The organism is Mariniradius sediminis, from assembly GCF_021491425.1.
In the GTDB taxonomy this organism is placed as follows: Bacteria; Bacteroidota; Bacteroidia; order Cytophagales; family Cyclobacteriaceae; genus Mariniradius; species Mariniradius saccharolyticus.
This window is the reverse complement of sequence record NZ_JAKEVZ010000006.1, coordinates 87,836-113,868: the sequence shown is the minus strand read 5'-3', so window position 1 is coordinate 113,868 and position 26,033 is coordinate 87,836. Positions and strand designations below refer to the sequence as shown.

At 44.6% G+C, this 26,033-nt stretch carries 34 protein-coding genes and 4 tRNA genes; all 38 read left to right on the top strand.

Features of this window, described 5'->3' with window-relative positions; all coding sequences use genetic code 11:
- Positions 1 to 38 precede the first annotated feature (38 nt).
- A tRNA-Tyr gene (locus L0U89_RS09295) sits at positions 39 to 121 on the top strand.
- Between the two features lie 49 nt (positions 122 to 170).
- Positions 171 to 243 (top strand) — tRNA-Gly (locus L0U89_RS09290).
- A gap of 30 nt (positions 244 to 273) precedes the next feature.
- A tRNA-Thr gene (locus L0U89_RS09285) sits at positions 274 to 345 on the top strand.
- A gap of 61 nt (positions 346 to 406) precedes the next feature.
- Complete coding sequence (tuf, locus tag L0U89_RS09280; protein ID WP_008627499.1) at positions 407 to 1,594, top strand: elongation factor Tu; 1,188 nt, start codon at positions 407 to 409, stop codon at positions 1,592 to 1,594.
- A gap of 113 nt (positions 1,595 to 1,707) precedes the next feature.
- A tRNA-Trp gene (locus L0U89_RS09275) sits at positions 1,708 to 1,778 on the top strand.
- Positions 1,779 to 1,795: 17 nt separating this feature from the next.
- A complete protein-coding gene (secE, locus tag L0U89_RS09270) occupies positions 1,796 to 1,984 on the top strand; it encodes a preprotein translocase subunit SecE (protein ID WP_008627498.1) in 189 nt (62 codons plus the stop codon).
- A gap of 15 nt (positions 1,985 to 1,999) precedes the next feature.
- Complete coding sequence (gene nusG, locus L0U89_RS09265; RefSeq protein WP_040480097.1) at positions 2,000 to 2,557, top strand: transcription termination/antitermination protein NusG; 558 nt, start codon at positions 2,000 to 2,002, stop codon at positions 2,555 to 2,557.
- Positions 2,558 to 2,559: 2 nt separating this feature from the next.
- Positions 2,560 to 3,003 carry a 50S ribosomal protein L11 gene (gene rplK, locus L0U89_RS09260; RefSeq protein WP_008627496.1) on the top strand — a complete coding sequence of 148 codons (444 nt, stop codon included), beginning with the start codon at positions 2,560 to 2,562 and terminating at the stop codon, positions 3,001 to 3,003.
- Between the two features lie 10 nt (positions 3,004 to 3,013).
- Positions 3,014 to 3,712 (top strand): 50S ribosomal protein L1, encoded by a 699-nt coding sequence (rplA, locus tag L0U89_RS09255; RefSeq protein WP_008627495.1) that lies wholly within the window; start codon positions 3,014 to 3,016, stop codon positions 3,710 to 3,712.
- Between the two features lie 2 nt (positions 3,713 to 3,714).
- Positions 3,715 to 4,251, top strand: a complete 537-nt coding sequence (gene rplJ, locus L0U89_RS09250; protein WP_008627494.1) for a 50S ribosomal protein L10 — start codon at positions 3,715 to 3,717, stop codon at positions 4,249 to 4,251.
- Between the two features lie 51 nt (positions 4,252 to 4,302).
- Positions 4,303 to 4,689, top strand: a complete 387-nt coding sequence (gene rplL, locus L0U89_RS09245; protein WP_008627493.1) for a 50S ribosomal protein L7/L12 — start codon at positions 4,303 to 4,305, stop codon at positions 4,687 to 4,689.
- A gap of 153 nt (positions 4,690 to 4,842) precedes the next feature.
- On the top strand, positions 4,843 to 8,718 hold the full coding sequence (rpoB, locus tag L0U89_RS09240) for a DNA-directed RNA polymerase subunit beta (RefSeq protein ID WP_234861260.1): 3,876 nt from the start codon (positions 4,843 to 4,845) through the stop codon (positions 8,716 to 8,718).
- Positions 8,719 to 8,766: 48 nt separating this feature from the next.
- Positions 8,767 to 13,080 carry a DNA-directed RNA polymerase subunit beta' gene (gene rpoC, locus L0U89_RS09235; protein ID WP_234861259.1) on the top strand — a complete coding sequence of 1,438 codons (4,314 nt, stop codon included), beginning with the start codon at positions 8,767 to 8,769 and terminating at the stop codon, positions 13,078 to 13,080.
- Between the two features lie 69 nt (positions 13,081 to 13,149).
- Entirely contained in the window at positions 13,150 to 13,479 is a 330-nt protein-coding gene (locus tag L0U89_RS09230; RefSeq protein ID WP_008627489.1) for a DUF3467 domain-containing protein, read from the top strand.
- Positions 13,480 to 13,580: 101 nt separating this feature from the next.
- Positions 13,581 to 14,000 (top strand): 30S ribosomal protein S12, encoded by a 420-nt coding sequence (gene rpsL / locus L0U89_RS09225; RefSeq protein ID WP_040480088.1) that lies wholly within the window; start codon positions 13,581 to 13,583, stop codon positions 13,998 to 14,000.
- Between the two features lie 19 nt (positions 14,001 to 14,019).
- Positions 14,020 to 14,487, top strand: coding sequence for a 30S ribosomal protein S7 (gene rpsG / locus L0U89_RS09220; RefSeq protein ID WP_008627485.1), 468 nt, complete (start codon positions 14,020 to 14,022; stop codon positions 14,485 to 14,487).
- Between the two features lie 5 nt (positions 14,488 to 14,492).
- On the top strand, positions 14,493 to 16,610 hold the full coding sequence (gene fusA, locus L0U89_RS09215; RefSeq protein WP_008627482.1) for an elongation factor G: 2,118 nt from the start codon (positions 14,493 to 14,495) through the stop codon (positions 16,608 to 16,610).
- A 13-nt stretch (positions 16,611 to 16,623) separates the two neighbouring features.
- Positions 16,624 to 16,929 (top strand): 30S ribosomal protein S10, encoded by a 306-nt coding sequence (rpsJ, locus tag L0U89_RS09210; RefSeq protein WP_008627480.1) that lies wholly within the window; start codon positions 16,624 to 16,626, stop codon positions 16,927 to 16,929.
- Positions 16,930 to 17,182: 253 nt separating this feature from the next.
- Positions 17,183 to 17,815, top strand: coding sequence for a 50S ribosomal protein L3 (rplC, locus tag L0U89_RS09205; RefSeq protein ID WP_040480324.1), 633 nt, complete (start codon positions 17,183 to 17,185; stop codon positions 17,813 to 17,815).
- A 4-nt stretch (positions 17,816 to 17,819) separates the two neighbouring features.
- Positions 17,820 to 18,449 carry a 50S ribosomal protein L4 gene (rplD, locus tag L0U89_RS09200; protein WP_234861258.1) on the top strand — a complete coding sequence of 210 codons (630 nt, stop codon included), beginning with the start codon at positions 17,820 to 17,822 and terminating at the stop codon, positions 18,447 to 18,449.
- Positions 18,450 to 18,453: 4 nt separating this feature from the next.
- A complete protein-coding gene (gene rplW / locus L0U89_RS09195; protein WP_040480085.1) occupies positions 18,454 to 18,741 on the top strand; it encodes a 50S ribosomal protein L23 in 288 nt (95 codons plus the stop codon).
- A gap of 13 nt (positions 18,742 to 18,754) precedes the next feature.
- Positions 18,755 to 19,579 carry a 50S ribosomal protein L2 gene (rplB, locus tag L0U89_RS09190; protein WP_234861257.1) on the top strand — a complete coding sequence of 275 codons (825 nt, stop codon included), beginning with the start codon at positions 18,755 to 18,757 and terminating at the stop codon, positions 19,577 to 19,579.
- A gap of 2 nt (positions 19,580 to 19,581) precedes the next feature.
- Positions 19,582 to 19,860, top strand: coding sequence for a 30S ribosomal protein S19 (gene rpsS, locus L0U89_RS09185; protein WP_040480082.1), 279 nt, complete (start codon positions 19,582 to 19,584; stop codon positions 19,858 to 19,860).
- A gap of 2 nt (positions 19,861 to 19,862) precedes the next feature.
- The gene (gene rplV / locus L0U89_RS09180) at positions 19,863 to 20,252 is read left to right on the top strand and encodes a 50S ribosomal protein L22 (protein ID WP_040480080.1); all 390 of its coding nucleotides are present in this window, start codon (positions 19,863 to 19,865) and stop codon (positions 20,250 to 20,252) included.
- 9 nt (positions 20,253 to 20,261) lie between these two features.
- Positions 20,262 to 21,005 carry a 30S ribosomal protein S3 gene (gene rpsC, locus L0U89_RS09175; RefSeq protein ID WP_008627455.1) on the top strand — a complete coding sequence of 248 codons (744 nt, stop codon included), beginning with the start codon at positions 20,262 to 20,264 and terminating at the stop codon, positions 21,003 to 21,005.
- A gap of 23 nt (positions 21,006 to 21,028) precedes the next feature.
- A complete protein-coding gene (gene rplP, locus L0U89_RS09170) occupies positions 21,029 to 21,448 on the top strand; it encodes a 50S ribosomal protein L16 (protein WP_040480078.1) in 420 nt (139 codons plus the stop codon).
- Between the two features lie 8 nt (positions 21,449 to 21,456).
- Positions 21,457 to 21,651 carry a 50S ribosomal protein L29 gene (gene rpmC / locus L0U89_RS09165; protein WP_008627453.1) on the top strand — a complete coding sequence of 65 codons (195 nt, stop codon included), beginning with the start codon at positions 21,457 to 21,459 and terminating at the stop codon, positions 21,649 to 21,651.
- A gap of 8 nt (positions 21,652 to 21,659) precedes the next feature.
- The gene (gene rpsQ, locus L0U89_RS09160) at positions 21,660 to 21,923 is read left to right on the top strand and encodes a 30S ribosomal protein S17 (protein ID WP_040480322.1); all 264 of its coding nucleotides are present in this window, start codon (positions 21,660 to 21,662) and stop codon (positions 21,921 to 21,923) included.
- A 2-nt stretch (positions 21,924 to 21,925) separates the two neighbouring features.
- A complete protein-coding gene (gene rplN / locus L0U89_RS09155; RefSeq protein WP_008627450.1) occupies positions 21,926 to 22,294 on the top strand; it encodes a 50S ribosomal protein L14 in 369 nt (122 codons plus the stop codon).
- Between the two features lie 2 nt (positions 22,295 to 22,296).
- Positions 22,297 to 22,641, top strand: a complete 345-nt coding sequence (gene rplX, locus L0U89_RS09150; protein ID WP_008627449.1) for a 50S ribosomal protein L24 — start codon at positions 22,297 to 22,299, stop codon at positions 22,639 to 22,641.
- Positions 22,634 to 23,188, top strand: coding sequence for a 50S ribosomal protein L5 (gene rplE, locus L0U89_RS09145; RefSeq protein WP_008627448.1), 555 nt, complete (start codon positions 22,634 to 22,636; stop codon positions 23,186 to 23,188). Before rplX ends, rplE begins: the two co-directional genes overlap by 8 nt.
- A gap of 5 nt (positions 23,189 to 23,193) precedes the next feature.
- Positions 23,194 to 23,463: a 30S ribosomal protein S14 gene (gene rpsN / locus L0U89_RS09140; protein ID WP_008627447.1), complete on the top strand. Its 270-nt coding sequence runs from the start codon at positions 23,194 to 23,196 to the stop codon at positions 23,461 to 23,463.
- An 85-nt stretch (positions 23,464 to 23,548) separates the two neighbouring features.
- Positions 23,549 to 23,944, top strand: a complete 396-nt coding sequence (gene rpsH / locus L0U89_RS09135; RefSeq protein WP_040480074.1) for a 30S ribosomal protein S8 — start codon at positions 23,549 to 23,551, stop codon at positions 23,942 to 23,944.
- Positions 23,945 to 23,953: 9 nt separating this feature from the next.
- On the top strand, positions 23,954 to 24,511 hold the full coding sequence (gene rplF / locus L0U89_RS09130; protein WP_008627439.1) for a 50S ribosomal protein L6: 558 nt from the start codon (positions 23,954 to 23,956) through the stop codon (positions 24,509 to 24,511).
- Between the two features lie 5 nt (positions 24,512 to 24,516).
- Complete coding sequence (gene rplR, locus L0U89_RS09125; RefSeq protein ID WP_008627436.1) at positions 24,517 to 24,867, top strand: 50S ribosomal protein L18; 351 nt, start codon at positions 24,517 to 24,519, stop codon at positions 24,865 to 24,867.
- 6 nt (positions 24,868 to 24,873) lie between these two features.
- Entirely contained in the window at positions 24,874 to 25,392 is a 519-nt protein-coding gene (gene rpsE, locus L0U89_RS09120; RefSeq protein ID WP_008627435.1) for a 30S ribosomal protein S5, read from the top strand.
- Positions 25,393 to 25,397: 5 nt separating this feature from the next.
- Positions 25,398 to 25,577 carry a 50S ribosomal protein L30 gene (rpmD, locus tag L0U89_RS09115; protein WP_008627433.1) on the top strand — a complete coding sequence of 60 codons (180 nt, stop codon included), beginning with the start codon at positions 25,398 to 25,400 and terminating at the stop codon, positions 25,575 to 25,577.
- Positions 25,578 to 25,579: 2 nt separating this feature from the next.
- Positions 25,580 to 26,026, top strand: a complete 447-nt coding sequence (gene rplO / locus L0U89_RS09110) for a 50S ribosomal protein L15 (RefSeq protein WP_040480072.1) — start codon at positions 25,580 to 25,582, stop codon at positions 26,024 to 26,026.
- The last annotated feature ends 7 nt before the right edge of the window (positions 26,027 to 26,033 follow it).

Sequence of the window (26,033 nt, the reverse complement as noted above, 5' to 3'; positions counted from 1 at the left end):
GCTTCAAAACAGTCGAAAAAATTAACTAAAAAGCAGTTGGGGGAATACCAAAGCGGCCAACTGGGACGGACTGTAAATCCGTTGACGTATGTCTTCACAGGTTCGAATCCTGTTTCCCCCACTGATTGCAGAATGCAAAAAAATCAATACCTTTGCGCTGCAATTTAAAAGCGGGAGTAGCTCAGTTGGTAGAGCGGCAGCCTTCCAAGCTGCAGGTCGCGGGTTCGAGCCTCGTCTCCCGCTCTATGCTTTTATAGCATAGGGTGTTTATTAGCCGACGTAGCTCAGGGGTAGAGTACTTCCTTGGTAAGGAAGGGGTCACGGGTTCAAATCCCGTCGTTGGCTCATACAACAATGGCACATTTAACTAATTCATATCTTTAACTAAAACTGAGGATTTTCAAGCATGGCAAAAGCAACCTTTGACCGTTCCAAACCGCACGTAAATATCGGTACGATTGGTCACGTAGACCATGGAAAGACTACCTTGACTGCTGCCATTACTACAGTATTGGCTAAAAAAGGTCTTTCTGAATTAAGAGATTTCTCTTCTATCGACAACGCTCCTGAAGAAAAAGAAAGAGGTATCACAATCAATACTTCTCACGTGGAGTATCAGACTGAGAAGAGACACTATGCGCACGTTGACTGCCCAGGTCACGCTGACTATGTGAAAAACATGGTTACTGGTGCTGCACAGATGGACGGTGCTATCCTTGTGGTAGCTGCAACTGACGGACCGATGCCTCAAACAAGAGAGCACATCCTTCTTGCTCGTCAGGTAGGTGTACCAGCTCTAGTTGTTTTCATGAACAAAGTTGATATGGTGGATGACCCTGAGCTTCTTGAGCTTGTGGAAATGGAGATCAGAGAACTGCTTTCATTCTATGAATTCCCAGGTGACGATATTCCAGTTATCGCTGGTTCTGCGCTTGGTGCACTCAATGGCGAGCCAAAGTGGGAAGCTACTGTGATGGAATTGATGAACGCTGTGGATGAGTATATTCCAATCCCAGAGCGTTTGATCGACAAAGACTTCTTGATGCCTGTTGAAGACGTATTCTCTATCACTGGTAGGGGTACCGTTGCTACTGGTAGAATCGAAAGAGGTGTTATCAACTCTGGTGATCCAGTTGACATCATCGGTATGGGCGCTCAAGGTTTGAAGTCTACTGTTACCGGTGTGGAAATGTTCCGCAAAATCCTTGACAGAGGAGAAGCAGGTGACAACGTTGGTCTTTTGTTGAGAGGTATCGAAAAAACTCAGATCAGAAGAGGGATGATCATTTGCAAGCCTAACTCTGTAAAGCCACACGCTCACTTCAAGGCTGAAGTTTACGTCCTTTCAAAAGAAGAAGGTGGTCGTCACACTCCATTCTTCAACAAATATCGTCCACAGTTCTATTTGAGAACTACTGACGTGACGGGCGAAATCAAACTTCCTGAGAATGTTGAGATGGTTATGCCAGGTGACAATATCACTATCGAAGTGAACCTGTTGAACGCAGTTGCCCTGGAGAAAGGTCTTCGTTTCGCTATCCGTGAAGGTGGTAGAACCGTAGGTGCTGGTCAGGTGACTGAAATTCTTGACTAAGAATTCACAGACTCAATATATCAAATGCGATCCTGAATTTTTTTTGGGATCGCATTTGTTTCTCTATTCCATAATAACTACCTTTGCGTTCCTTTTGGGGACCAAAAATTCATACGGGCATAGTTCAATGGCAGAATAGCGGTCTCCAAAACCGTTGATGGGAGTTCGAATCTCTCTGCCCGTGCAAACAATGTAGTAACCATGAATATTAAAAGTTTTGTTATCGAATCTATCGACGAGATGAAAAACAAGGTCACTTGGCCTTCCTATTCATTTCTGCAAAACAGTGCTGTTTTGGTCTTGGTCGCCTCGCTTATTTTTGCGTTGGTTATTGGGGTGATTGACTTGGGATTCGAGAATTTAATGAAGTGGTTTTACGATCTATTCTAATCGAAGTTAATACTGATGGCTGAACATAAGTGGTACGTGCTTAGGGTGGTAGCCGGACAAGAAAAGAAGACCAAGTCTTACTTGGATAACGAGATTGTCCGTCAAAAACTTGAGGAATATATTCCTGAAGTTTTGATTCCGTCCGAAAAAGTTTACGAGATGCGCAACGGCAAAAAACGAGTACGGGAACGTAATTTCTTTCCTGGCTACGTCCTTGTCAATGCGGATCTTACCCATGGTGAAGCTAATCACGTGATAACGAGTATTCCCGGTGTTATCGGTTTTCTAGGATCAAACCAGGGGGGAGCTTCCAAAACCCCTGAACCATTACGGCAGTCTGAAGTCAACAGGATCTTGGGTCGTGTTGAGCAGATTGATGAGTTTGCCGTGAAGCTTGAGACACCATTTATAGTGGGAGAGACCGTTAAAGTAATGGACGGTCCCTTCAGTGGTTTTGCCGGGACAATTGAAGAGGTGTTTGAAGACAAGAAGAAACTTAATGTTATGGTTAAGATCTTCGGTCGGAATACACCAGTTGAGTTAAACTTTATACAAGTAGAAAAACAAGATTAAAAATGGCTAAGGAAATCACTGGTTATGTGAAATTACAGGTGAAAGGTGGCCAGGCAAATCCATCACCTCCAATTGGTCCGGCCCTTGGTTCCAAGGGTTTGAACATCATGGAGTTCTGTAAGCAATTCAATGCCAGGACCCAAGACAAAATGGGTCAGGTATTGCCGGTTTTGATTACTGTTTTTTCTGACAAATCATTTGAATTCGTAGTAAAGACGCCTCCAGCAGCAAACCTGTTGCTAGATGCCGCGAAAATCAAAGGTGGTTCAGCAGAGCCAAACAGGAAAAAAGTCGGTTCCGTCACTTGGGATCAAGTAAGGGATATTGCGCAGGTGAAAATGCCTGACTTGAACGCTTTCAAAGTGGAATCTGCCATGAAAATGATCGCAGGTACCGCTAGAAGTATGGGTATTACTGTTTCAGGAAAAGCCCCTTGGGAGGAATAAAATTACAATTATGGCTAAGTTAACGAAAAAACAAAAAGAGTCTCTCTCTAAGTACGACCAGAGCCAGCATTACTCCTTAGAGGACGCTTCTTCTTTGATCAAGGAAATCACGAATGCTACGTTCGACGCCTCTGTGGATGTTGACATCCGCTTGGGAGTCGATCCTAGAAAGGCTGACCAAATGGTTAGAGGCGTAGTGGCCTTGCCTCATGGGACAGGAAAGGACATCAGGGTACTCGTACTCTGCACTCCTGACAAAGAACAGGAAGCGAAGGACGCTGGAGCAGATCATGTGGGTCTAGATGATTATATCGCTAAGATCGAAGGTGGATGGACAGACATTGATGTCATCATCACCACACCAAACGTAATGGCGAAAGTCGGTAGATTGGGAAGGGTTTTGGGTCCAAGAGGTCTCATGCCAAACCCAAAATCTGGAACTGTGACTTTGGAGGTTGGCAAAGCAGTAAAGGAAGTGAAAGCTGGTAAGATCGACTTCAAAGTTGATAAAACTGGTATTATTCACGCAAGTGTTGGGAAAGTTTCCTTTGATCCTGAAAAAATCCAGGACAACGTGAAAGAATTGGTTAACACTATTTCCAGGCTGAAACCTTCGACGTCCAAAGGTACTTACTTCAAGAGTATACACCTTTCCAGCACGATGTCTCCGAGCATTAAAATAGATAAAGGCAGTTTTCAAGGTATCTGATCATGACTAGAGAAGAAAAATTAGAGATAATCGAAAGTCTTACCGAGAAGTTGAAAGAAAACCCTTACTTCTATGTTACTGATGCATCAGGATTCACAGTAGCGCAGGTAAATGCTTTTAGAAGAACATGTTTTGAGAAAGGTGTAGAGTACAAGGTTTACAAAAACACCCTAATCAAAAAAGCCTTGGAAAACCTCGGTGGAGATTATACCGAATTTTCCAAAGTGGCGCTAAAAGGATTCTCAGGAATTATCTTCACCAAAGAGAGTGGAAAGCTTCCTGCTAATATCCTTTTGGACTTCAGAAAGAAGATGGGCAAGAAAGAAACAAGACCCGTTTTCAAAGGAGCTTCCATCGATTCAGATGTGTTTCTAGGCGAAGATCAGTTGGAGTTCCTCTCCAACATCAAGTCTAAGCAAGAGCTTCTTGGCGAACTTATTGGATTGCTACAGTCACCAATGAAGAATTTGGTCTCTGCACTTCAATCAGGACAAAACACCTTGGCTGGCCTAGTCAAGACTCTTTCTGAAAAAGAATAATCATTTTCAAACATCATTTAATTAAAAATCAACAATTTAAATAATAATACAATGGCAGATCTTAAACAACTTGCTGATCAGTTGGTAAACTTGACTGTAAAAGAAGTAAAAGAATTGGCTGATATTTTGAAGGACGAGTATGGCATTGAGCCTGCAGCTGCTGCTGTTGCCGTTGCCGCTCCTGCTGCTGGTGGTGGCGCTGGTGCCGCTGCTGAAGTAGAAGAGAAAACTTCCTTCGACGTAATCCTTAAAGCTGCTGGCGGTCAGAAATTGGCTGTTGTGAAGCTGGTGAAAGAGTTGACCGGTCTTGGCTTGAAAGAAGCAAAAGACTTGGTAGACGGTGCTCCAAAAGCAGTGAAAGAAGGCGTTGCTAAAGACGAAGCTGAAGCTTTGAAGAAGTCTTTGGAAGAAGCTGGAGCTGAAGTCGAAATCAAGTAATTTGATTCGCCTTTTCCAAAGGGAAAGGGTATGGATTTAGACCTGACTGTATAGTCAGGTCTTTTCCTGTTTGTGCGCAGGTTAAAAATTGCACTATTCCAAGCGAAAATTGTCGCTTTCTATTAGTTATTTTCACCAAAAACATATACTGCCTTGGCTATCCAGAATCAAACTGAAAGGAAAAGTTTCTCATCTATTAAGGTAGTCAAAGACTATCCTGATTTCCTAGATATCCAATTACAATCATTCAAGGACTTTTTTCAATTGGATACTCCGGCCGAGAGAAGGAGACAGGACGGTCTTTTCAAGGTGTTCTCTGAGAATTTCCCGATCTCTGACTCCAGGGAAAATTTCACCCTTGAATTTATCGACTACACGGTAGATCCACCAAAATATAGCGTTGAGGAATGTATCGATAGGGGATTGACCTATTCCGTTCCTTTGAAAGCTAAACTAAGGTTGCTCTGTCATGATGAAGACAATGAAGATTTCGAGACGATAGAGCAAGAAGTTTTCTTGGGTAACCTTCCCTACATGACCGAGAAGGGCTCATTTGTGATCAATGGGGCCGAACGTGTAATTGTTTCCCAATTGCACCGGTCACCGGGTGTGTTCTTTGCGCAAAGCAAGCACACTAACGGAACCAAACTTTATTCAGCTCGGATCATTCCATTCAAGGGCAGCTGGATTGAGTTTGCGACTGACATCAACAATGTCATGTATGCCTACATCGACCGGAAAAAGAAATTCCCGGTAACTACCTTGTTGAGGGCGATTGGGTTTGGTTCGGATAAAGAGATCCTCGACCTGTTTGGTCTTTCGGAGGAGATTGAAGCAACCAAAAACAACCTCAAGAAAATCACCGGACGGAAATTGGCCGCAAGGGTGTTGAAAACTTGGGTTGAGGATTTCGTTGATGAAGATACCGGTGAGGTGGTTTCTATTGACAGAAATGAAGTTCTGCTGGAAAGGGATTCAATTCTGACAGATGAAGATATTCAGATGATTATGGAGTCGAGCGCGAAGTCGATCATCCTGCACAGGGAAGATGTGAACGTGGCTGATTTTTCCATCATATATAACACACTCCAAAAGGATAACTCAAACTCTGAAAAAGAGGCGGTTGAAGTAATCTACCGTCAATTGAGAAATACTGAAGCACCGGACGAAGCAACTGCGCGCGAGGTTATTCACGGGTTGTTCTTCTCCGACAAGCGCTATGATTTGGGTGAAGTCGGTAGGTACAGGATCAACAAGAAGCTTTCCTTGGATATCGACCCGGAGAAAATCGTGTTGACGACTGAAGATATCATTAGCATCGTCAAGTATTTGATCGGCTTGATCAACTCAAAAGCGGTAGTAGATGATATTGACCACTTGAGTAACAGAAGGGTTAGGACTGTGGGTGAGCAATTGTACAGCCAGTTCGGTGTTGGTCTGGCGAGAATGGCCAGGACGATTAGAGAGCGGATGAATGTTCGTGACAATGAGGATTTCAAACCTGTTGATTTGATCAATGCAAGGACCCTGTCCTCAGTGATCAACTCATTCTTTGGTACAAATCAGCTTTCCCAGTTCATGGACCAAACAAATCCATTGGCCGAACTGACCCACAAAAGAAGGCTTTCAGCCCTCGGTCCAGGTGGTCTTTCAAGGGAAAGGGCTGGATTTGAAGTCCGTGACGTTCACTACACGCACTATGGTCGTCTTTGTACGATCGAAACTCCGGAAGGTCCAAACATTGGTCTGATTTCATCACTTTGCGTGCATGCAAAAGTGAACTCCATGGGATTCTTGGAGACTCCTTATAGAAAAGTGAAGGACGGTAAAGTTTCCATGGATTCTAAGGACATTGTATTCCTGACTGCGGAAGAAGAGGATGACAACAACATTGCTCAGGCAAATGCTCCATTGGACGAAAAAGGGAACTTCATCAATGAGAAGGTAAAAGCAAGATTCGAAGGCGATTTCCCTGTGTTGGAGCCGTCTGCGATCAGCTACATGGACGTAGCTCCAAACCAAATCGTGTCTGTGGCCGCTTCGCTGATTCCGTTCTTGGAGCACGATGATGCCAACCGGGCCTTGATGGGATCCAACATGCAACGTCAGGCAGTTCCTTTGTTGAAGCCAGAAGCACCTATCGTTGGTACAGGTCTCGAGTATAAAGCTGCCATCGATTCAAGGGCTTTGGTTTTGGCAGAAGCTGATGGTGTTGTCGAATTTGTCGATGCCAATAAGATCACAATCAAATACGACCTGACTCAGGACGATCTTTTGGTGAATTTCACCAATGAATACAAAACCTACGAATTGGTCAAATTCCGTCGTACCAACCAAGACACAACCATCAACTTGACTCCTTTGGTTTTGAAAGGACAAAAAGTAAAAAAAGGCCAGGTCTTGGTGGAAGGCTATTCTACCAATAAAGGTGAATTGGCATTGGGTAAAAACCTCAGGGTTGCCTACATGCCATGGCAAGGTTACAACTTCGAGGATGCGATCGTAATTTCTGAGCGCGTTGTTCGTGAGGATATCTTCACTTCAATCCACATAGAAGAATTCCAACTTGAAGTAAGGGACACGAAGCGTGGTGAGGAAGAATTGACTTCTGAAATTCCAAACGTATCTGAAGAGGCCGTTAAAAATCTTGATGAGAACGGTATCATCAGAATCGGTGCTGAAGTTAAAGAGGGTGATATCATTATCGGTAAAATCACACCAAAAGGTGAAACTGATCCAACTCCGGAAGAGAAACTTCTTCGTGCGATCTTCGGTGACAAGGCAGGTGATGTGAAGGATGCTTCTTTGAAGGCATCCCCTTCTCTAAGCGGCGTTGTGATCGAAACCAAGCTGTTCTCTAGGCCTAAGAAGGACAAAGACCTTCGCGCAAAATCCAAAGCAGAAGTCGAAAAATTGAAAGGCAAATACGCCAAGGATCTCCTAGGTATCCGTGCAAAGATGATCAATAAGTTGGTCACGTTGCTGGATGGAAAGACCTCTCAAGGCGTAAAGCATAAATTCGGCGATGAGATCATCAGCAAGGGGGTTAAGTTCAACTTGAAAAATATCGAGCAGAACCTCTTTCCTGCTAAAAATCCTTACCGTGACGAGTCTAACTACAACGTCCCTGAGGAAGCGAACTTGATTTCCGATATCGTTCTTGACGACTGGACAGACGACGCGCATACAAATGGCTTGATCCAAAAACTGGTCAAAAACTATGTGAATGCAAGAAACGAAATCTCAGGAAGGTTCAAACGAGACAAGTTTACCTTGGAGGTTGGAGATGAATTGCCTGCTGGAATCGTACAGCTTGCAAAAGTGTATATCGCGAAAAAGCGCAAGCTTAAGGTTGGTGACAAAATGGCTGGCCGTCACGGAAACAAAGGTATTGTCGCCCGAATCGTGAGAGAAGAGGATATGCCATTCTTGGAGGACGGAACCCCGATGGATATCGTCCTCAACCCACTCGGTGTACCTTCAAGGATGAACATCGGTCAGATTTATGAGACCGTACTTGCTTGGGCAGGGTACAAGTTGGGCAAGAAGTATGCTACTCCGATTTTCGACGGAGCTACAATGGAAGAAGTTTCGGCCGAATTGGCAGAAGCAGGTCTTCCGGCATATGGACGTACCTATTTGTACGACGGTCTTACTGGTAAAATGTTTGACCAGCCAGTAACCGTGGGGATTACCTACATGTTGAAATTGGGTCACTTGGTCGATGACAAGATGCACGCACGTTCCATCGGTCCTTACTCTCTCATCACGCAGCAGCCTTTGGGTGGTAAAGCCCAGTTTGGTGGACAGCGGTTCGGGGAAATGGAAGTATGGGCGCTCGAAGCGTTTGGTGCATCCCATGTGTTGCAGGAAATCTTGACCGTGAAATCTGATGACGTCGTTGGTAGGGCGAAGGCATACGAGGCAATCGTGAAGGGTGAAAACCTTCCGAAGCCAAATATCCCTGAATCCTTCAATGTATTGGTTCACGAACTGAGAGGTCTTGCTCTTGAGATTACCCTCGATTAATTCAAATTCAATGGGCCGTCAGGCCCTTCACATATTTCTTCGACAATTATGGCGTTCAGAAAAAACAAAAAACTCAACATTGACTTTTCCCGGGTCACGATCAGCTTGGCTTCTCCAGAATCCATTCTGGATAGCTCCCATGGTGAAGTAACCCAGCCTGAAACCATCAATTACAGAACCTACAAGCCAGAGATGGGTGGTTTGTTCTGTGAAAGGATTTTCGGGCCTGTCAAAGACTGGGAATGTCATTGTGGTAAATACAAGCGCATAAGATATAAAGGTATTATCTGCGACAGATGTGGCGTGGAAGTGACTGAAAAGAAGGTCAGAAGGGAGAGAATGGGCCATATAGAATTGGTGGTTCCTGTTGCCCATATCTGGTATTTCAAATCGCTTCCCAATAAAATCGGCTACCTGTTGGGGTTACCTACCAAGAAATTGGATCAGATCGTTTACTACGAAAGGTATGTGGTGGTACAGCCAGGAATCAAAGCTGAAGACGGTGTACAATACCTTGATTTCTTGACCGAAGACGAGTATTTGGACATTATCGACAAGCTTCCAAAGGAAAACCACATGCTTGACGACGAGGATCCGAATAAATTCATTGCCAAGATGGGTGCAGAAGCGCTTGAAATGCTCCTTTCCCGTTTGGACCTGGATGATCTTTCCTATAGCCTTAGACACCAAGCCGCGACCGATACTTCTCAGCAAAGAAAGGCTGAGGCATTGAAGCGTCTCAAGGTTGTTGAGGCATTCCGTGAAGCAAGGACCAGAATTGAAAACCGTCCCGAGTGGATGGTAGTGAGAATGGTTCCTGTTATTCCACCAGAATTGCGCCCGCTCGTTCCTTTGGATGGCGGTCGTTTCGCCACATCCGACTTGAATGACCTTTACAGAAGGGTGATTATCAGAAATAACCGTCTTAAGAGGCTGATTGACATCAAGGCACCTGAGGTTATCTTGAGAAACGAAAAAAGGATGTTGCAGGAAGCAGTCGATTCCTTGTTTGACAACTCAAGAAAAGTCAATGCAGTAAGATCTGACGGAAACAGGGCTCTGAAGTCGCTTTCCGACATGCTCAAAGGTAAGCAAGGTCGATTCAGACAAAACCTCCTCGGCAAAAGGGTGGATTACTCTGGCCGTTCGGTTATCGTAGTCGGTCCGGAATTGAAATTGCATGAATGTGGTTTGCCAAAAAACATGGCGGCTGAATTGTTCAAGCCATTTATCATCAGGAAGCTGATCGAAAGAGGTATTGTCAAGACTGTAAAATCCGCCAAGAAGATCGTTGACAGGAAAGACCCAGTCGTTTGGGATATCCTTGAAAACGTATTGAAAGGACACCCTGTATTGCTCAACCGTGCTCCGACATTGCACCGATTGGGTATTCAGGCATTCCAACCAAAACTGATCGAAGGAAAAGCGATCCAGCTTCACCCATTGGTTTGTACTGCCTTCAACGCCGACTTTGACGGTGACCAGATGGCGGTGCACGTACCACTTGGTCACGAAGCGATCTTGGAAGCTTCCACATTGATGCTTTCATCACACAATATCCTCAACCCAGCCAATGGCGCGCCAATCACCGTTCCTTCGCAGGACATGGTTTTGGGTCTATACTATGTGACCAAAGGCAAAAAGTCAACTCCAGAAGAGCCTGTATTGGGCGAAGGGATGACTTTCTACGGCGAAGAAGAAGTGATCATCGCACTCAATGAAGGCCGACTTTCGCAGCATGCATTCATTAAGTGTAAGGTGAAAACCCGGGATGAAAATGGTCAGTTGGTTGAAAAAATCATTGATACCGTTGCAGGTCGCTTGATTTTCAACCAGTATGTACCTGAGGAAGTGGGATATGTCAATGAATTGTTGACTAAGAAGAAGCTTCAACAGATTATCTCTGAAGTAGTAAAAATATGCGGTGTGGCCCGGACGGCTCAGTTCCTTGATGATATCAAGCAGCTTGGCTTCCAAATGGCTTACCAAGGAGGTCTTTCCATGGGCCTAAATGACGTAATCATTCCTGCTGACAAAGATCCGTTGATTACTAAAGCAAAGGATGAAGTAGATCAAGTTTGGAACAACTACTTGATGGGTCTTATTACGGACAACGAACGCTACAACCAAGTGATCGATATCTGGACTAGGACCAACTCCCATTTGACCAACATCTTGATGAAGCAAATGGAAGAGGACAAGCAGGGTTTCAATGCGATCTACATGATGATGCACTCTGGTGCTAGAGGTTCTAGGGAACAAATCCGTCAGCTCGGAGGAATGAGAGGTCTGATGGCCAAGCCGCAAAAAAACCTTCAAGGTTCCGTTGGCGAAATCATCGAAAACCCAATCCTTTCCAACTTCAAAGAAGGTCTGGATGTATTGGAGTACTTTATCTCTACCCACGGTGCCAGAAAAGGTCTTGCCGATACAGCCTTGAAAACAGCTGATGCCGGTTACTTGACCAGAAGGCTCGTTGATGTGGCTCAAGATATGATTATCTCTGAAGAGGACTGCGGTACTTTGAGGGGCTTGGTGGTACAGGCATTGAAAGACAACGATGAAATTGTAGAGCCACTTTCTGAGCGTATCCTAGGAAGGGTATCAGTGCACGATGTCTACGACCCAGTGACGGAGGAACTCCTTGTTCCTGCGGGTATAGAAATAACGGAAGAAATCGCCAAGAAAGTCGATGAGTCTGCTGTTGAAGAAATCGAAATCAGATCAGTACTGACCTGCGAAACCAGAAGAGGGGTCTGCGCCAAATGCTACGGACGAAACCTTGCGACTGGCCGTATGGTACAATCCGGTGAATCCGTCGGTGTTATCGCCGCACAATCTATCGGCGAACCAGGTACACAGCTTACTTTGAGAACCTTCCACGTGGGTGGTACAGCTTCCAACATTTCAGTCGAGGCAAGCATCAATGCTAAGTTCGAAGGTGTGGTTGAATTTGATGAGGAATTCAGATCTATAGAGACTACCAACAAGGATGGTGAGAAAGTTACCATCGTTATGGGTAGATCCGGTGAAATCAAGATCAATGATGCGAAAACCGGAAAAACTTTGGTTTCCAACCACGTACCATATGGCGCTACATTGAACGTCAAGGATGGTCAAAAAATCGCCAAAGGCGAATCCCTGTGTACCTGGGATCCCTACAACGCGGTTATCTTGTCGGAATTTGACGGCGAAATCGAGTACGATTCAATCATCGAAGGCATTACTTTCAAAGAAGTTGCTGATGATCAAACCGGTTACAGAGAGAAAGTAATCATCGAAACAAAAGATAGGACCAAAAACCCAGCGATTGTAGTAAACTATGGAATGGACGAAAGCAAGTCTTACAACATTCCAGTGGGTGCACACTTGGCCGTAGAAGCGGGAGAAATGGTGAAAGCTGGACAAATCCTTGTGAAGATCCCAAGATCTGTAGGAAAAACCCGTGACATCACCGGTGGTCTGCCAAGGGTAACCGAGCTTTTCGAAGCAAGGAATCCTTCCAACCCAGCCGTGGTTTCTGAAATCGATGGCGTCGTTACTTACGGAGGTATCAAGCGTGGCAACAGGGAGATCTTCATTGAATCCAAAGATGGTGTGAAAAAGCGCTACATGGTGCCTCTTTCCAAGCATATCCTTGTTCAGGAAAACGACTTTATCAAAGCTGGTGAAGCCCTTTCTGACGGAGCCATTACTCCAAGCGACATCTTGGCCATCAAAGGCCCTACAGCCGTACAGGAATATTTGGTAAATGAAATCCAAGAAGTATATAGACTTCAGGGTGTGAAAATCAACGACAAGCACATTGAGGTGATCGTTAGCCAAATGATGCAGAAAGTTGAGATTCTTGAGCCTGGAGACACCAACTTCCTTCAAGGTCAGATTGTGGACAAGTGGGCATTCCGTGAAGAAAACGACAACATTCTGGATAAGAAAGTTGTCATGGATGCCGGAGATAGCTCGACTTTGAAGCCAGGTATGATCATTACCGCTAGAAGGTTGAGGGACGAAAACTCAAGCTTGAAGCGTAAAGATTTGAAGTTGGTACAGGTGAGAGACGCGGAAACCGCGGTTTCGCAGCCTACCCTCCAAGGCATCACAGCGGCTTCTTTGGGCACCGAAAGCTTTATCTCTGCGGCGTCCTTCCAGGAAACCACCAAGGTACTGAGCGAGGCGGCTATCAGAGGCAAGCGCGACGAGCTTTTGGGCTTGAAGGAAAACGTGATTGTAGGTCACTTGATTCCTGCAGGTACCGGACAGAGGAAATTCCAGGGTATCATTGTAGGTTCGACAGAAGAATACGACCGCTTGGCGGGAGAGAAAGAAAAAACCTACGGCAAACCCCGAGAGGCTGTAAAATAAATTTGATCAATAAATCATAAAAGGCCTGTAGCAAATACAGGCCTTTTTTCATCCAAACCATATAAAACCATGGAAGACGGAAAAGGACAAAAACCAAACTTGGATCACCAAATCAATGTGGAACTGACCGAGGACATCGCTGAGGGGATATATTCCAACCTCGCCATGATCGCCCATTCCAACTCGGAATTTGTGATTGATTTTATCAGATTGATGCCGGGGGTGCCCAAGGCGAAAGTGAAATCCCGCATTATCATGACACCTGACCACGCAAAGCGATTGCTGGCTGCATTGAAAGACAATATCAGCAAATACGAGGATGCCTTTGGGAAAATCCAAACAGGTCAGGAGGCGCCGGGTTTCCCGATGAATTTTGGGGGGACATTTGGGGAGGCCTAACCAAAAATATAACAGCTTAATTTTGTTTGTTTTAACGCTTTGCATACCTTTGCAGTCCAAAAAATCACAAGTTAACGGGATAAACCAAATTTTAACAGTTAATGCCTACTATACAACAGTTAGTAAGAAAAGGTAGAACCGTCCTTGAGTTCAAGTCAAAATCCAAGGCTTTGGATGCTTGTCCTCAGAGAAGAGGTGTATGTACCAGGGTGTACACTACCACTCCCAAGAAGCCTAACTCAGCAATGAGAAAAGTGGCCAGGGTAAGATTGACGAACGGTAAAGAGGTAAACGCTTACATCCCAGGTGAGGGCCACAATCTGCAAGAGCACTCTATCGTATTGATCAGAGGCGGCAGGGTAAAGGACCTTCCAGGTGTACGTTACCACATTATCAGAGGTGCATTGGATACTGCCGGAGTAAAAGACCGTAAGCAAGGTCGCTCCAAGTACGGTGCTAAAAGACCTAAGCCAGGGGCACCTGCAGCAGCAGGAAAAGGCGCTCCAGCTAAGAAGAAGTAATTAAAACAACAACAAAGAAATGAGAAAAGCGAAACCAAAGAAGAGATATATTCTTCCTGACCCGAAGTTCCACGATACCTTGGTGACCAAGTTCGTGAACTGTCTGATGGTCGATGGCAAGAAGAGTATTGCTTACAAAATCTTCTACGACGCAGTCGAGAAGGTTGAATCAAAAGTAGGTGAGAACGGTCTTGAGGTTTGGAAAAAAGCGCTTAACAATATAACTCCATCCGTCGAGGTGAAGAGTCGTAGAGTTGGTGGTGCTACATTCCAGGTTCCGATGGAGGTTAGACCCGAAAGAAAAATGTCCCTAGGAATCAAATGGATGATTGCCTACGCCAGAAAAAGGGGTGAGAAAACAATGATGGACAGACTTGCCGGTGAAATCATCGCCGCTGCAAAAGGCGAAGGCGCCGCTGTCAAGAAGAAGGACGACACCCACAGAATGGCCGAAGCCAACAAAGCATTCTCACACTTTAGATTTTAACTAGGATGGCAAGAGATTTAAGATTTACCAGGAATATCGGTATTGCGGCGCACATTGATGCTGGCAAGACCACTACTTCCGAACGTATTCTGTATTACTCAGGAAAATCCCATAAAATCGGTGAGGTGCACGAAGGTGCAGCAACGATGGACTGGATGGCGCAGGAACAAGAAAGAGGCATTACGATTACCTCTGCTGCCACTACAGTTTTTTGGAATTACAGAAATAACCAATACCAAGTTAACTTGATTGATACTCCAGGACACGTTGACTTTACTGTTGAAGTAAACAGGTCCTTGAGGGTTTTGGATGGCCTTGTGTTTTTGTTCAGTGCGGTGGACGGTGTTGAGCCACAATCCGAGACAAACTGGCGCTTGGCTGATAATTATAAAGTAGCCCGTATCGGTTTCGTAAACAAGATGGACCGTGCAGGAGCTGATTTCCTCAACGTTTGCAAGCAGGTGAAAGAAATGCTGGGTAGCAAGGCTGTGCCTTTGCAACTCCCAATCGGCGCCGAAGACAAATTCAAAGGTGTCGTTGACTTGATTAACAACAGAGGGATGGTTTGGAACGAGCACGATCAAGGTATGACCTACCAGATTGTTCCGATTCCAGACGATATGAAAGAAGAGGTGGACCAATGGAGAGAGTATCTTCTAGAGGCTGTCGCCGAGTATGACGAGTCGTTGATGGAGAAATTCTTTGACGACCCGAATTCAATTACCGAGAGAGAAATCCTCGATGCATTGAGGCAAGCGGTTATCGATATGAAAATCGTTCCGATGGTTTGCGGATCTTCTTTCAAAAACAAAGGCGTTCAAACCATGTTGGACTTGGTAATGGAATTGTTGCCATCTCCATTGGATAAGGACGATTTGTACGCTACCAAACTTGACTCTGAAGAGCAGGTTTTGATCAAACCTGATTTCGGTGATCCTTTTGTAGGATTGGCTTTCAAGATTGCGACAGACCCATTTGTTGGACGCCTTTGCTTCGTGAGAGCTTATTCAGGTGTGCTCGAATCAGGTTCCTATGTATTCAATAGCCGTTCTGGCAACAAAGAGCGGATTTCAAGGGTATTCCAGATGCACGCCAACAAGCAAAACCAAATCGAAAGATTGGAAGCTGGTGATATCGGTGCCGTTGTTGGATTCAAGGATATCAAAACCGGCGATACCCTTTGCGACGAAAAACGCAAAGTCGTCATGGAGTCAATGGTATTCCCTGAGCCAGTAATTGGGTATGCGATTGAAGCTAAAACCCAGGCTGACGTCGACAAATTGGGCATGGCGATCTCCAAATTGGTGGAAGAAGATCCTACACTCCAGGTGAATACAGACCACGAAACTGGTCAGACAATCTTGAGAGGTATGGGAGAACTTCACCTGGAAATCATCATTGACCGTCTCAAAAGAGAATTCAAAGTCGAGATCAACCAAGGTGCACCACAAGTTGCATATAAAGAAGCGCTTTTTGGAAAAGTCGAGCACAAAGAAGTTTACAAAAAGCAGACCGGTGGTAAGGGTAAATTTGCCGATATCGTGTTTGAATTGGGGCCAAGGGATCCAGATCCCGAAACAGGTGAGATCAAGCCGGGCCTTGAGTTTGTAAATGGTATCGTCGGTGGTGTAATTCCAAAGGAGTTCATCCCACCTGTGCAGAAAGGATTCCAAGAGGCTATGAAGAATGGTCCTTTGGCTGGATATCCAATCGAATCGATGAAGGTAAGGTTGTTTCACGGTTCATTCCACGATGTCGATTCCGATGCGCTTTCATTTGAATTGGCGGCGAGGATCGGCTTTAAGGAGGCTGCCAAAAAGTGTAGACCGCAACTTCTAGAGCCAATCATGTCTGTTGACGTCGTAACACCAGACGAATACACTGGTCCGATCACAGGCGACTTGAACAGGCGTAGAGGCTTGATGAAGGGAATGGATACCAAAGGTACCTCTACCGTTGTTAAAGCCGCAGTTCCTTTGTCAGAATTGTTCGGATATGTGACTGATTTGAGAACGATCACATCAGGAAGGGCGACAGCCTCCTTGACGTTCTCCCATTACGAGCCTGTTCCAAACAACATTGCTGAGGGTGTGATTGCAAAAGTAAAGGGTGAGAAGTCCTAAATCTTGAGAGAAAATGAACCAGAAAATCAGAATAAAATTGAAATCATACGATCATACACTGGTGGATAAGTCATCAGAAAAGATCGTAAAGGCGGTAAAAGCTACCGGAGCCATCGTGGTTGGTCCTATTCCCTTGCCGACGAAAAAGGAGAAGTTCACCGTGTTGAGATCTCCTCACGTCAACAAGAAGTCTAGGGATCAATACCAGCTTTGCACCTACAAAAGATTGGTTGACATCTACAGCAACAGTTCAAAAACTGTTGATGCGCTGATGAAAATCGAGTTACCGTCTGGCGTAGATGTAGAAATCAAAGTCTGACGAATATCATTTATCCAATTTAAAAAGACCTACACCTCTATAGGTGTGGGTCTTTATTTTGTCCGTCTGCGATTGATGAGGGTAATTCACACTTATTGGCCGTTAATATCCGCATCGGCGCAATTTATTTTTGTAAATAATTGAAAATATTAAAGTTGGGGTTTGTAAGGCAAATTATAATATTTAACTTTGCAGTCCTTAAAAAGGGACCATGTGCTTATGCCCATGGTAGAAGTTTATTATACAACACAAGATGTCTGGAATAATAGGTAAAAAAGTAGGAATGACTAGCATTTTCAGTGCCGATGGACGAAACGTCGCATGCACGCTAATAGAAGCTGGTCCTTGCGTAGTGACGCAAGTAAAAAATGTAGACACAGACGGGTACAACGCTGTTCAGTTGGCGTTTGGCGAGAGAAAAGAGAAAAACACTCCCAAACCATTGATCGGTCACTTCAAAAAGGCCGGTACAACTCCGAAGCAGAAAGTTGTTGAATTCAGAGACTTCAGAGTCGAATTTGAAGGTCAAGTCAATCTCGGAAATACCGTGAAGGCCGAAGAAGTGTTCGTCGAAGGTGACTTCGTGGATGCTATCGGGACTTCAAAAGGTAAAGGTTTCCAAGGCGTTGTGAAACGTCACGGTTTTGGTGGTGTTGGTGGGCAGACCCACGGTCAGCACAACAGACAACGTCACCCAGGTTCCATCGGTGCATGCTCTTGGCCATCAAGAGTATTCAAGGGAATGAGAATGGCCGGCCGTACTGGTGGCGATAGGGTGAAAGTAATCAACCTTAGAGTTCTCAAAATCTATCCTGAGAAAAACTTGCTTTTGGTGAGTGGTTCAGTTCCAGGTGCAAAAAACTCTTTTGTAATTCTAGAGAAATAAGAAGATGGAATTAGCAGTATTTAAACAAAACGGTGAAGACACTGGCAGGAAGGTTACACTTTCTGATGACATATTCGGTATCGAGCCCAACGACCACGCGATTTATCTTGACGTGAAGCAGTATCTAGCCGCACAAAGGCAGGGTACGCACAAATCAAAAGAGAGAAACGAAATCGCAGGCTCTACCAAGAAAATAAAGAAGCAAAAAGGTACAGGCGGCGCCCGTGCGGGTTCTATCAAGGCTCCAAACTTCAGAGGAGGAGGTAGAGTATTTGGTCCTAGACCAAGAGACTATTCCTTCAAGTTGAATAAAAAGCTGAAGCGCCTCGCTAGAAGGTCCGCGTTGAGCTATAAGGTGAAAGAAAATAGCCTTTTGGTATTGGAAAGTGTGTCATTCGATGCACCTAAGACGAAAAGCTACATTTCAATGCTACAAGGCCTTTCTTTGGCAGATAAGAAGACGCTTTTTGTCCTTCCTGAGAACAACAAGAATGTCTATCTGTCAAGCAGAAATCTACCTAAGACAAAAGTGATCACTGTTGACAGTGTCAATACTTATGACCTTTTGAATGCGGACAGCCTGGTTTTGTGTGAAGGCTCGGTAAATAAGTTAGAAACCCTTTTATCATTGTAAGAAAATGGAGATCCTAAAAAAACCTTTGATTACGGAAAAGATTTCTGCGAAAAACGAGCAGGGCGTTTACGGGTTTATTGTGGAGAAAACTGCAAAGAAGCCCGAAATCAAAAAGGCCGTTGAAAAGATGTATGGGGTAAAGGTTGTTGAGGTGCGTACAATGAGGTATGCTGCGAAACCAAAGACCAGGTATTCAAAAAACAAGATTGTTTCCGGATATACAAATGCATTCAAGAAGGCGATTGTGCAGGTGGCAGAAGGTGAAGTCATTGACTTTTACGGAGAAATTTAATTGAATCAAGATCATGGCAGTTAGAAAATTAAAACCGGTAACCCCAGGGACTAGATTCAGAGTAGCTCCCTCTTTTGATGAAATCACTACATCAAAACCTGAGAAGTCGCTGCTGGCTCCAAAGAAGAAAACTGGTGGTAGAAATAACCAAGGTCGAATGACCTCCAGGTACATTGGTGGTGGTCACAAGCAGCGCTACAGAATCATCGATTTCAAAAGACGGAAATTCGATATGTCAGCTGAAGTGCTCACAGTCGAGTACGATCCAAACAGATCCGCTAGGATTTCTTTGGTACAATACGAAGATGGGACAAAAGCTTATATCATTACCCCAGAAGGCTTGCAAGTAGGCCAGAAAATCGTTTCTGGTGAAAGCGTTGCTCCGGAGATCGGTAATGCGATGCAATTGTACAACATTCCTTTGGGTACTATCATCCACAATATCGAACTGAAGCCTGGTAAAGGTGCAGCTTTGGCAAGATCTGCCGGAGGATATGCACAGTTAGTAGCGAGGGAAGACAAATATGTAACCGTAAAGTTGCCATCCGGTGAGACCAGGTTGATCTTGGGAACTTGCATGGCGACTATTGGAACAGTATCCAATGCTGACCATATGAACGTTGTTCTTGGAAAAGCTGGTAGGAACCGTTGGTTGGGAAGAAGGCCAAGGACCAGAGGTGTTGCGATGAACCCTGTCGATCACCCAATGGGTGGTGGTGAAGGGCGTGCATCGGGTGGTCACCCTAGGTCTAGGAAAGGTTTACTTGCCAAGGGTAAGAAGACCAGATCTCCTAAAAAGTACTCTAACAAATTCATTGTCAGTAAAAGAAGCAAATAATTATGTCACGTTCGTTAAAAAAAGGTCCTTATATAGAGCATCACTTGGCGAAAAAAGTGGATGTAATGAACGAGTCAGGGAAAAAATCTGTCATCAAGACTTGGTCCAGAAGGTCGATGATTTCCCCGGATTTCGTAGGCCATACCTTTGCTGTGCATAATGGAAACAAATTCATCCCCGTGTTTGTCACTGACAACATGGTAGGGCACAAGCTCGGTGAATTTGCACCAACCAGAAACTTTAGGGGTCACATCGCCAAGAAAGATAAAGGAAAGAAATAATCATGGAAGCAGTAGCTAAACTAAAAAATGTACCTACCTCGCCTCGTAAAATGAGGTTGATTGCTGACCTCGTGAGGGGTAAGAGGGTAGGTTTGGCGTTGAGCATTTTGAAATACACTCCCAATCATGGTTCCCTTAAGCTCGAAAAGCTGTTGCTCTCTGCGATAGCAAACTGGCAGGCAAAAAACCCTGATGAGAAGATAGAAGATGCTGACCTCTATGTAAAAACCATCTTCGTTGACGAAGGTCGTATGCTGAAGAGGCTGAGGCCAGCTCCGCAAGGAAGAGCCCACAGAATCAGGAAAAGATCAAATCATGTGACCCTCATCGTAGATTCCTTCGGTGCTGGAGTTACCGCTGATGAAACGGAAAAAACAGAAAAATCTAATTAAGATCAGACTATGGGACAAAAGATAAACCCAATTGGTTTTAGGCTTGGAGTCATCAAAGGTTGGGATTCTAACTGGTACGGTGGCAAAGATTTCGCTGAGAAGCTGTTTGAAGACCAGCAGATCAGGAAATACGTCAACGCCAGGATTCCTAAAGGTGGTATTGCAAAGGTTGTGATTGAGAGGACTTTGAAGCGCATTACCCTCACCATACATACTGCACGTCCGGGCGTCGTCATCGGCAAAGGCGGAGCAGAGGTTGATAAACTGAAAGAGGAACTGAAGAAGCTTACCAACAAAGATGTTCAAATCAACATCTTCGAAATCAAACGTCCTGAATTGGATGCTAAGTTGGTAGGCGAGTCAATCGCCCAGCAGTTGCAGGCTCGTATTTCTTTCAGAAGGGCAATGAAGCAAGCTATCGCGGCTTCTATGAGAGTTGGGGCAGAAGGTATCAAGGTAAAGCTTTCCGGACGTTTGGGTGGAGCTGAAATGGCGAGATCAGAAATGTATAAAGAGGGTAGAATCCCATTGCATACTTTGCGAGCCGATATCGACTATGCGGTTTCTGAAGCCAATACGGTTTATGGGATCATAGGTATCAAGGTTTGGATATTCAAAGGTGAGGTTTACGGTAGAAGAGATTTGTCTCCAAACGTGGGCATGACCAATGAACCAAAAGGAGCCGCAGCCGCAGCACCGAGAGGAAAGCGGAGAGAAGGCAATGGTCCGAAGAGAAGAAAAAAGAATAACTAATTTTCACCCTTTTGTGAGAAATCATGTTACAGCCGAAGAGAACCAAGTATAGAAAAATGCACAAAGGCAGAGTCAAAGGAATTGCCACCAGAGGCCACAACCTCGATTTTGGCAACTTTGGTATCAAGTCTTTGGAGCCCGGATGGATCACCTCACGTCAGATTGAAGCGGCACGTATCGCGATGACGAGGGCGATGAAAAGAGAAGGACAGGTTTGGATCAGGATTTTCCCTGACAAACCTATCACCAGAAAACCAGCAGAGGTTAGGATGGGTAAAGGTAAGGGTGCGCCAGAATATTGGGTTGCCGTTATCAAGCCAGGTACGATCCTTTTCGAAGCTACAGGTGTGAGTCTCGAGACTGCTCAAGAAGCGTTGAGACTTGCTCAACAAAAGCTTCCAATAAGCACAAAATTCGTAGTACGTAGAGATTACGTTGAATAAGCAAAAAGATGAAAAATTCTGAAATTAGAGCACTTTCCGAAAGTGAACTCCAAGAGCGGATAGCCGCTGAGCAGACCAATCTAACCAAGTTGAAGTTTGCACATGCTATCTCTCCAATTGAAAATCCAAACAAAATCAAGGAGTCAAGGCGTTTCATCGCGAGATTGAAGACTGAATTGACTGCTAAACAACAGGCTAAATGATGATCGAGATGGCTACTACTGAGAGAAATCTTCGTAAAGAAAGAATTGGTAAGGTAGTGAGCAACAAGATGGACAAGTCCATTACAGTTGCCGTAGAGCGAATGGTTCAACATTCGATGTACGGCAAGTTTGTTGCGAAGACTACCAAATTTATGGCTCATGACGAGAAGAACGACGCTAATGAAGGCGATATCGTCAGGATCAGCGAAACTCGTCCGCTGAGTAAGAAGAAGCGTTGGAGACTTGTGGAAATTATCGAAAGGGCTAAGTAATCATGGTACAACAAGAATCAAGACTAAGCGTTGCGGATAATTCCGGTGCCAAAGAGGTATTGGTTATTCGCGTGTTGGGCGGTACAGGAAAGCGCTATGCCACCATTGGTGACAAAGTCGTCGTGACTGTAAAATCAGCCCTCTCTTCCGGTAATATCAAAAAAGGTACCGTGTCTAAGGCGGTGATCGTGAGGACAAAGAAGGAAATCAGACGCAAAGATGGATCCTATATCCGCTTTGAAGATAATGCAGCAGTGCTGTTGAACAACAACAACGAGCCTAGAGGTACACGTATTTTCGGGCCAGTGGCAAGGGAGTTGAGAGAAAAGCAGTACATGAAGATTATATCCCTAGCCCCAGAAGTATTGTAATCATGGAAAGAAAATTCAATAAGCAACCAAAGTTGCATGTAAGGTCCGGTGATACCGTGAAGGTGATCGCAGGGGACGACAAAGGCAAATCAGGTAAAATTCTTTCTGTTGACCTTGAGAAAAGAAGGGCGATCGTAGAAGGATTGAACCTCGTGACCAAACACGTTAAGCCATCCGCATCCAGCCCACAGGGTGGGATTCAAAAAAAGGAGGCCCCAATTCATGTGAGCAACCTGATGCTGGTGGATCCTAAGACAGGAGAAGCAACTCGTACAGGTAGGAAAAAGAACGAAAACGGAAAACTGGTAAGGTATTCCAAAAAAACAGGGGAGGTGATCAATGGCTAATCCTAGAATCAAAGAAAAATACAACTCAGAGATCGTAGCTGCGCTGAAGGAAAAATTCCAATATAAGTCTGTGATGCAGGTACCTAAATTGACGAAAATTGTCATCAACAAAGGTATCGGAGCTGCGGTGGCGGACAAGAAATTGGTAGACCAGGGTGTAGAGGAACTTTCTCTGATTTCCGGCCAAAGGGCTGTTGCGACAAAAGCGAAAACCTCTGTTTCCAACTTCAAGTTGAGAGAGGGCATGCCAATCGGCGCGAAAGTCACACTTCGCGGTGACAAGATGTATGAGTTTCTTGACAGGTTGGTGACAGTGGCACTTCCTCGAGTAAGGGATTTCAAAGGTATCAGTGACAAAGGATTTGATGGAAGAGGCAATTATACGCTTGGAATTACCGAACAGATCATTTTCCCTGAAATCAGCATCGAAAAAGTCAATAAGATATCTGGTATGGACGTTACCTTCGTGACGACTGCCAATACCGATGAGGAAAGCTACGCACTGTTGAAAGCTTTTGGGATGCCTTTTGTTAACAAAAACAACTAAGAGATATGGCAAGAGAGTCATTAAAAGCTCGAGAGAGAAAAAGAGAGCGTCTTGTAGCAAAATATGCCAAGAAAAGAGCTGAATTGAAAGCAGCTGGCGATTATGAAGCTTTGGATAAACTTCCAAAGAATGCCTCCCCAGTGAGATTGCACAACAGATGTAAGCTCACCGGACGTCCAAAAGGATACATGAGGAAATTCGGGATCAACAGGGTGACTTTCAGGGAGATGGCCCAAGCTGGCAAAATCCCTGGACTTACTAAGTCTAGCTGGTAAAAATTAAGCAAGAGTTTTTATTGTAAAAATCATTGTGTAACTTTGCACGCCCGAAACCAGGGTGTGCAGTTAGACTTATATAAATATGACTGATCCAATAGCTGATTATCTAACTCGATTAAGGAACGCCATCAAGGCTTCCCATCGAATTGTTGAGGTACCTGCTTCCAATATCAAGAAGGAGATTACAAAAGTACTTCATGATAAAGGGTATATTCAAAACTATAAATTTGAAGAGGAGGGTCCTCAGGGAACCATCAAAATAGCTTTGAAATACAACCCGTCAACAAAGCAGAATGCCATCGTTAGCCTGTCTAGAATTAGCAAGCCAGGCCTGAGAAAGTATGTGAAACATGAAGACCTTCCTAGGGTAATCAACGGTCTAGGAATCGCCATTCTTTCTACTTCAAAAGGTGTAATGACCGATAAAGAAGCGAGGACTGAAGGAATAGGAGGAGAAGTACTTTGCTACGTATATTAATAAAACGTCATGTCAAGAATAGGTAAAAAACCGATAGATATTCCGGCGGGTGTTACTGTAGACGTGTCAGCGCACAACGTTGTCACTGTTAAAGGTCCCAAGGGAACCCTCAGTAGGGATGTGAATCCCGACATTACTGTGAAAGTAGAAGGAAAGGAACTGCTCGTCGAGCGTCCTACCGACTCAAAGAGACACAAGTCTCTGCATGGCTTGTACCGTGCGCTTATCAACAACATGGTTGTAGGTGTATCCCAAGGATATAAGAAAGAGTTGGAATTGGTGGGTGTTGGTTACAAAGCATCTAATCAAGGTCAGGTGTTGGAGCTTTCATTGGGTTATTCGCACAGCATCTTCTTTGCACTGCCTGAGTCAGTAAAATTGGCTACCGAAACTCCAAAAGGTAAAAACCCTTTGATTACGTTGGAGGGCATTGACAAGGAACTGGTAGGGCAAATTGCTGCCAAGATTAGGTCATTGAGAAAAGTGGAGCCTTACAAAGGAAAAGGTGTTCGCTTCGTAGGTGAAATTGTAAGACGTAAGGCTGGTAAAACTGCTGGTAAAAAATAATTAAGATGGCCTTTAATAAGAACTCAAGAAGACTCAGAATCAAAAAGGGTATCCGTAGGAAAATCTCCGGTACTGATTCTAGACCTCGTTTGTCAGTATTTAAAAGCAATACTGGTATCTATGCCCAGTTGGTCAATGACCTAAAGGGGCATACATTGGCCCAGGCTTCGTCCAAAGAACTCGGGTCGGTCAATAACACCAACGTGACAGTATCCAAAGAAGTCGGTAAGAAACTTGCTGAAAGGGCTTTGGAAAGCGGAATCACGGAAGTTGTATTTGACAGAAGTGGCTATATATATCACGGTAACGTCAAAGCTCTTGCCGAAGGCGCAAGAGAGGGAGGCCTTAAATTTTAATCTATTATGTCTCAAGTTAGAAGAAAACCAATCAGGGCTACAGATACAGAATTGAAAGAGAGAGTTGTAGCTATAAACCGAGTAGCCAAAGTGGTAAAAGGTGGTAGAAGATTCTCGTTCTCGGCAATTGTCGTAGTAGGTGACGGAAATGGCATAGTAGGTTACGGGCTTGGCAAAGCAAACGAAGTGACTGACGCAATCACAAAAGGCATCGAAGACGCTAAGAAGAATCTAGTAAAGGTTCCGGTACTGAAGGGTACTATTCCTCATGATCAGCTTGGTAAGTTTGGCGGCGGATTTGTTTACATCAAGCCTGCGGCACCCGGTACTGGCGTTATTGCCGGTGGTGCAATGCGTGCTGTTTTGGAATCTGCTGGAGTTACTGACGTTTTGGCGAAGTCAAAAGGTTCCTCAAACCCGCACAACGTGGTTAAGGCTACAATAGATGCCTTGGTACAGTTGAGGGATGCGATCGCAGTTTCCCAACAGAGAGGTGTGAAAATGTCAAAAGTTTTTAACGGTTAATCAAAATGGGAAAGATCAGAATTACTCAAGTCAAAAGTACCATCAAGAGACCAAAGGATCAGAAGGCGACAATTGTGTCACTTGGACTGGGAAAAATCAACAGGACGGTAGAACATGAAAATAATCCTTCTATCGCCGGTATGTTAAGGAAAGTTAGTCACCTTGTAAAAGTGGAGGAAATCTAATCATGAAATTACATAATCTAAAGCCTGCAGAAGGGTCTACCAAATCCCGCAAAAGAATCGGTCGTGGTACAGGTTCTGGTAGGGGTGGTACGTCTACTAGAGGTCACAAAGGAGCAAAATCTAGATCAGGTTATAAATCCAAGCTTGGTTTCGAAGGAGGTCAAATGCCTCTTCAAAGGAGAATTCCTAAGTTTGGCTTCAATAACAAAAACAAAGTTTACAACAAGCCTATCAACTTGGATGTACTTCAGGATCTGGCTTCTCAGTACAACCTCGAGGTTATCACCTTCGATTCTCTTGTAGAACACGGATTGGTTGGTAAAAAAGATGTCGTAAAGGTCTTAGGTAGAGGCGAGCTCACTGCCAAGGTATCCGTAAGTGCCCACTCATTCTCTGCTTCCGCAGTTGAAGCGATCGAAAAGGTTGGCGGAACAGTAAACAAGATTTAATCGGTTA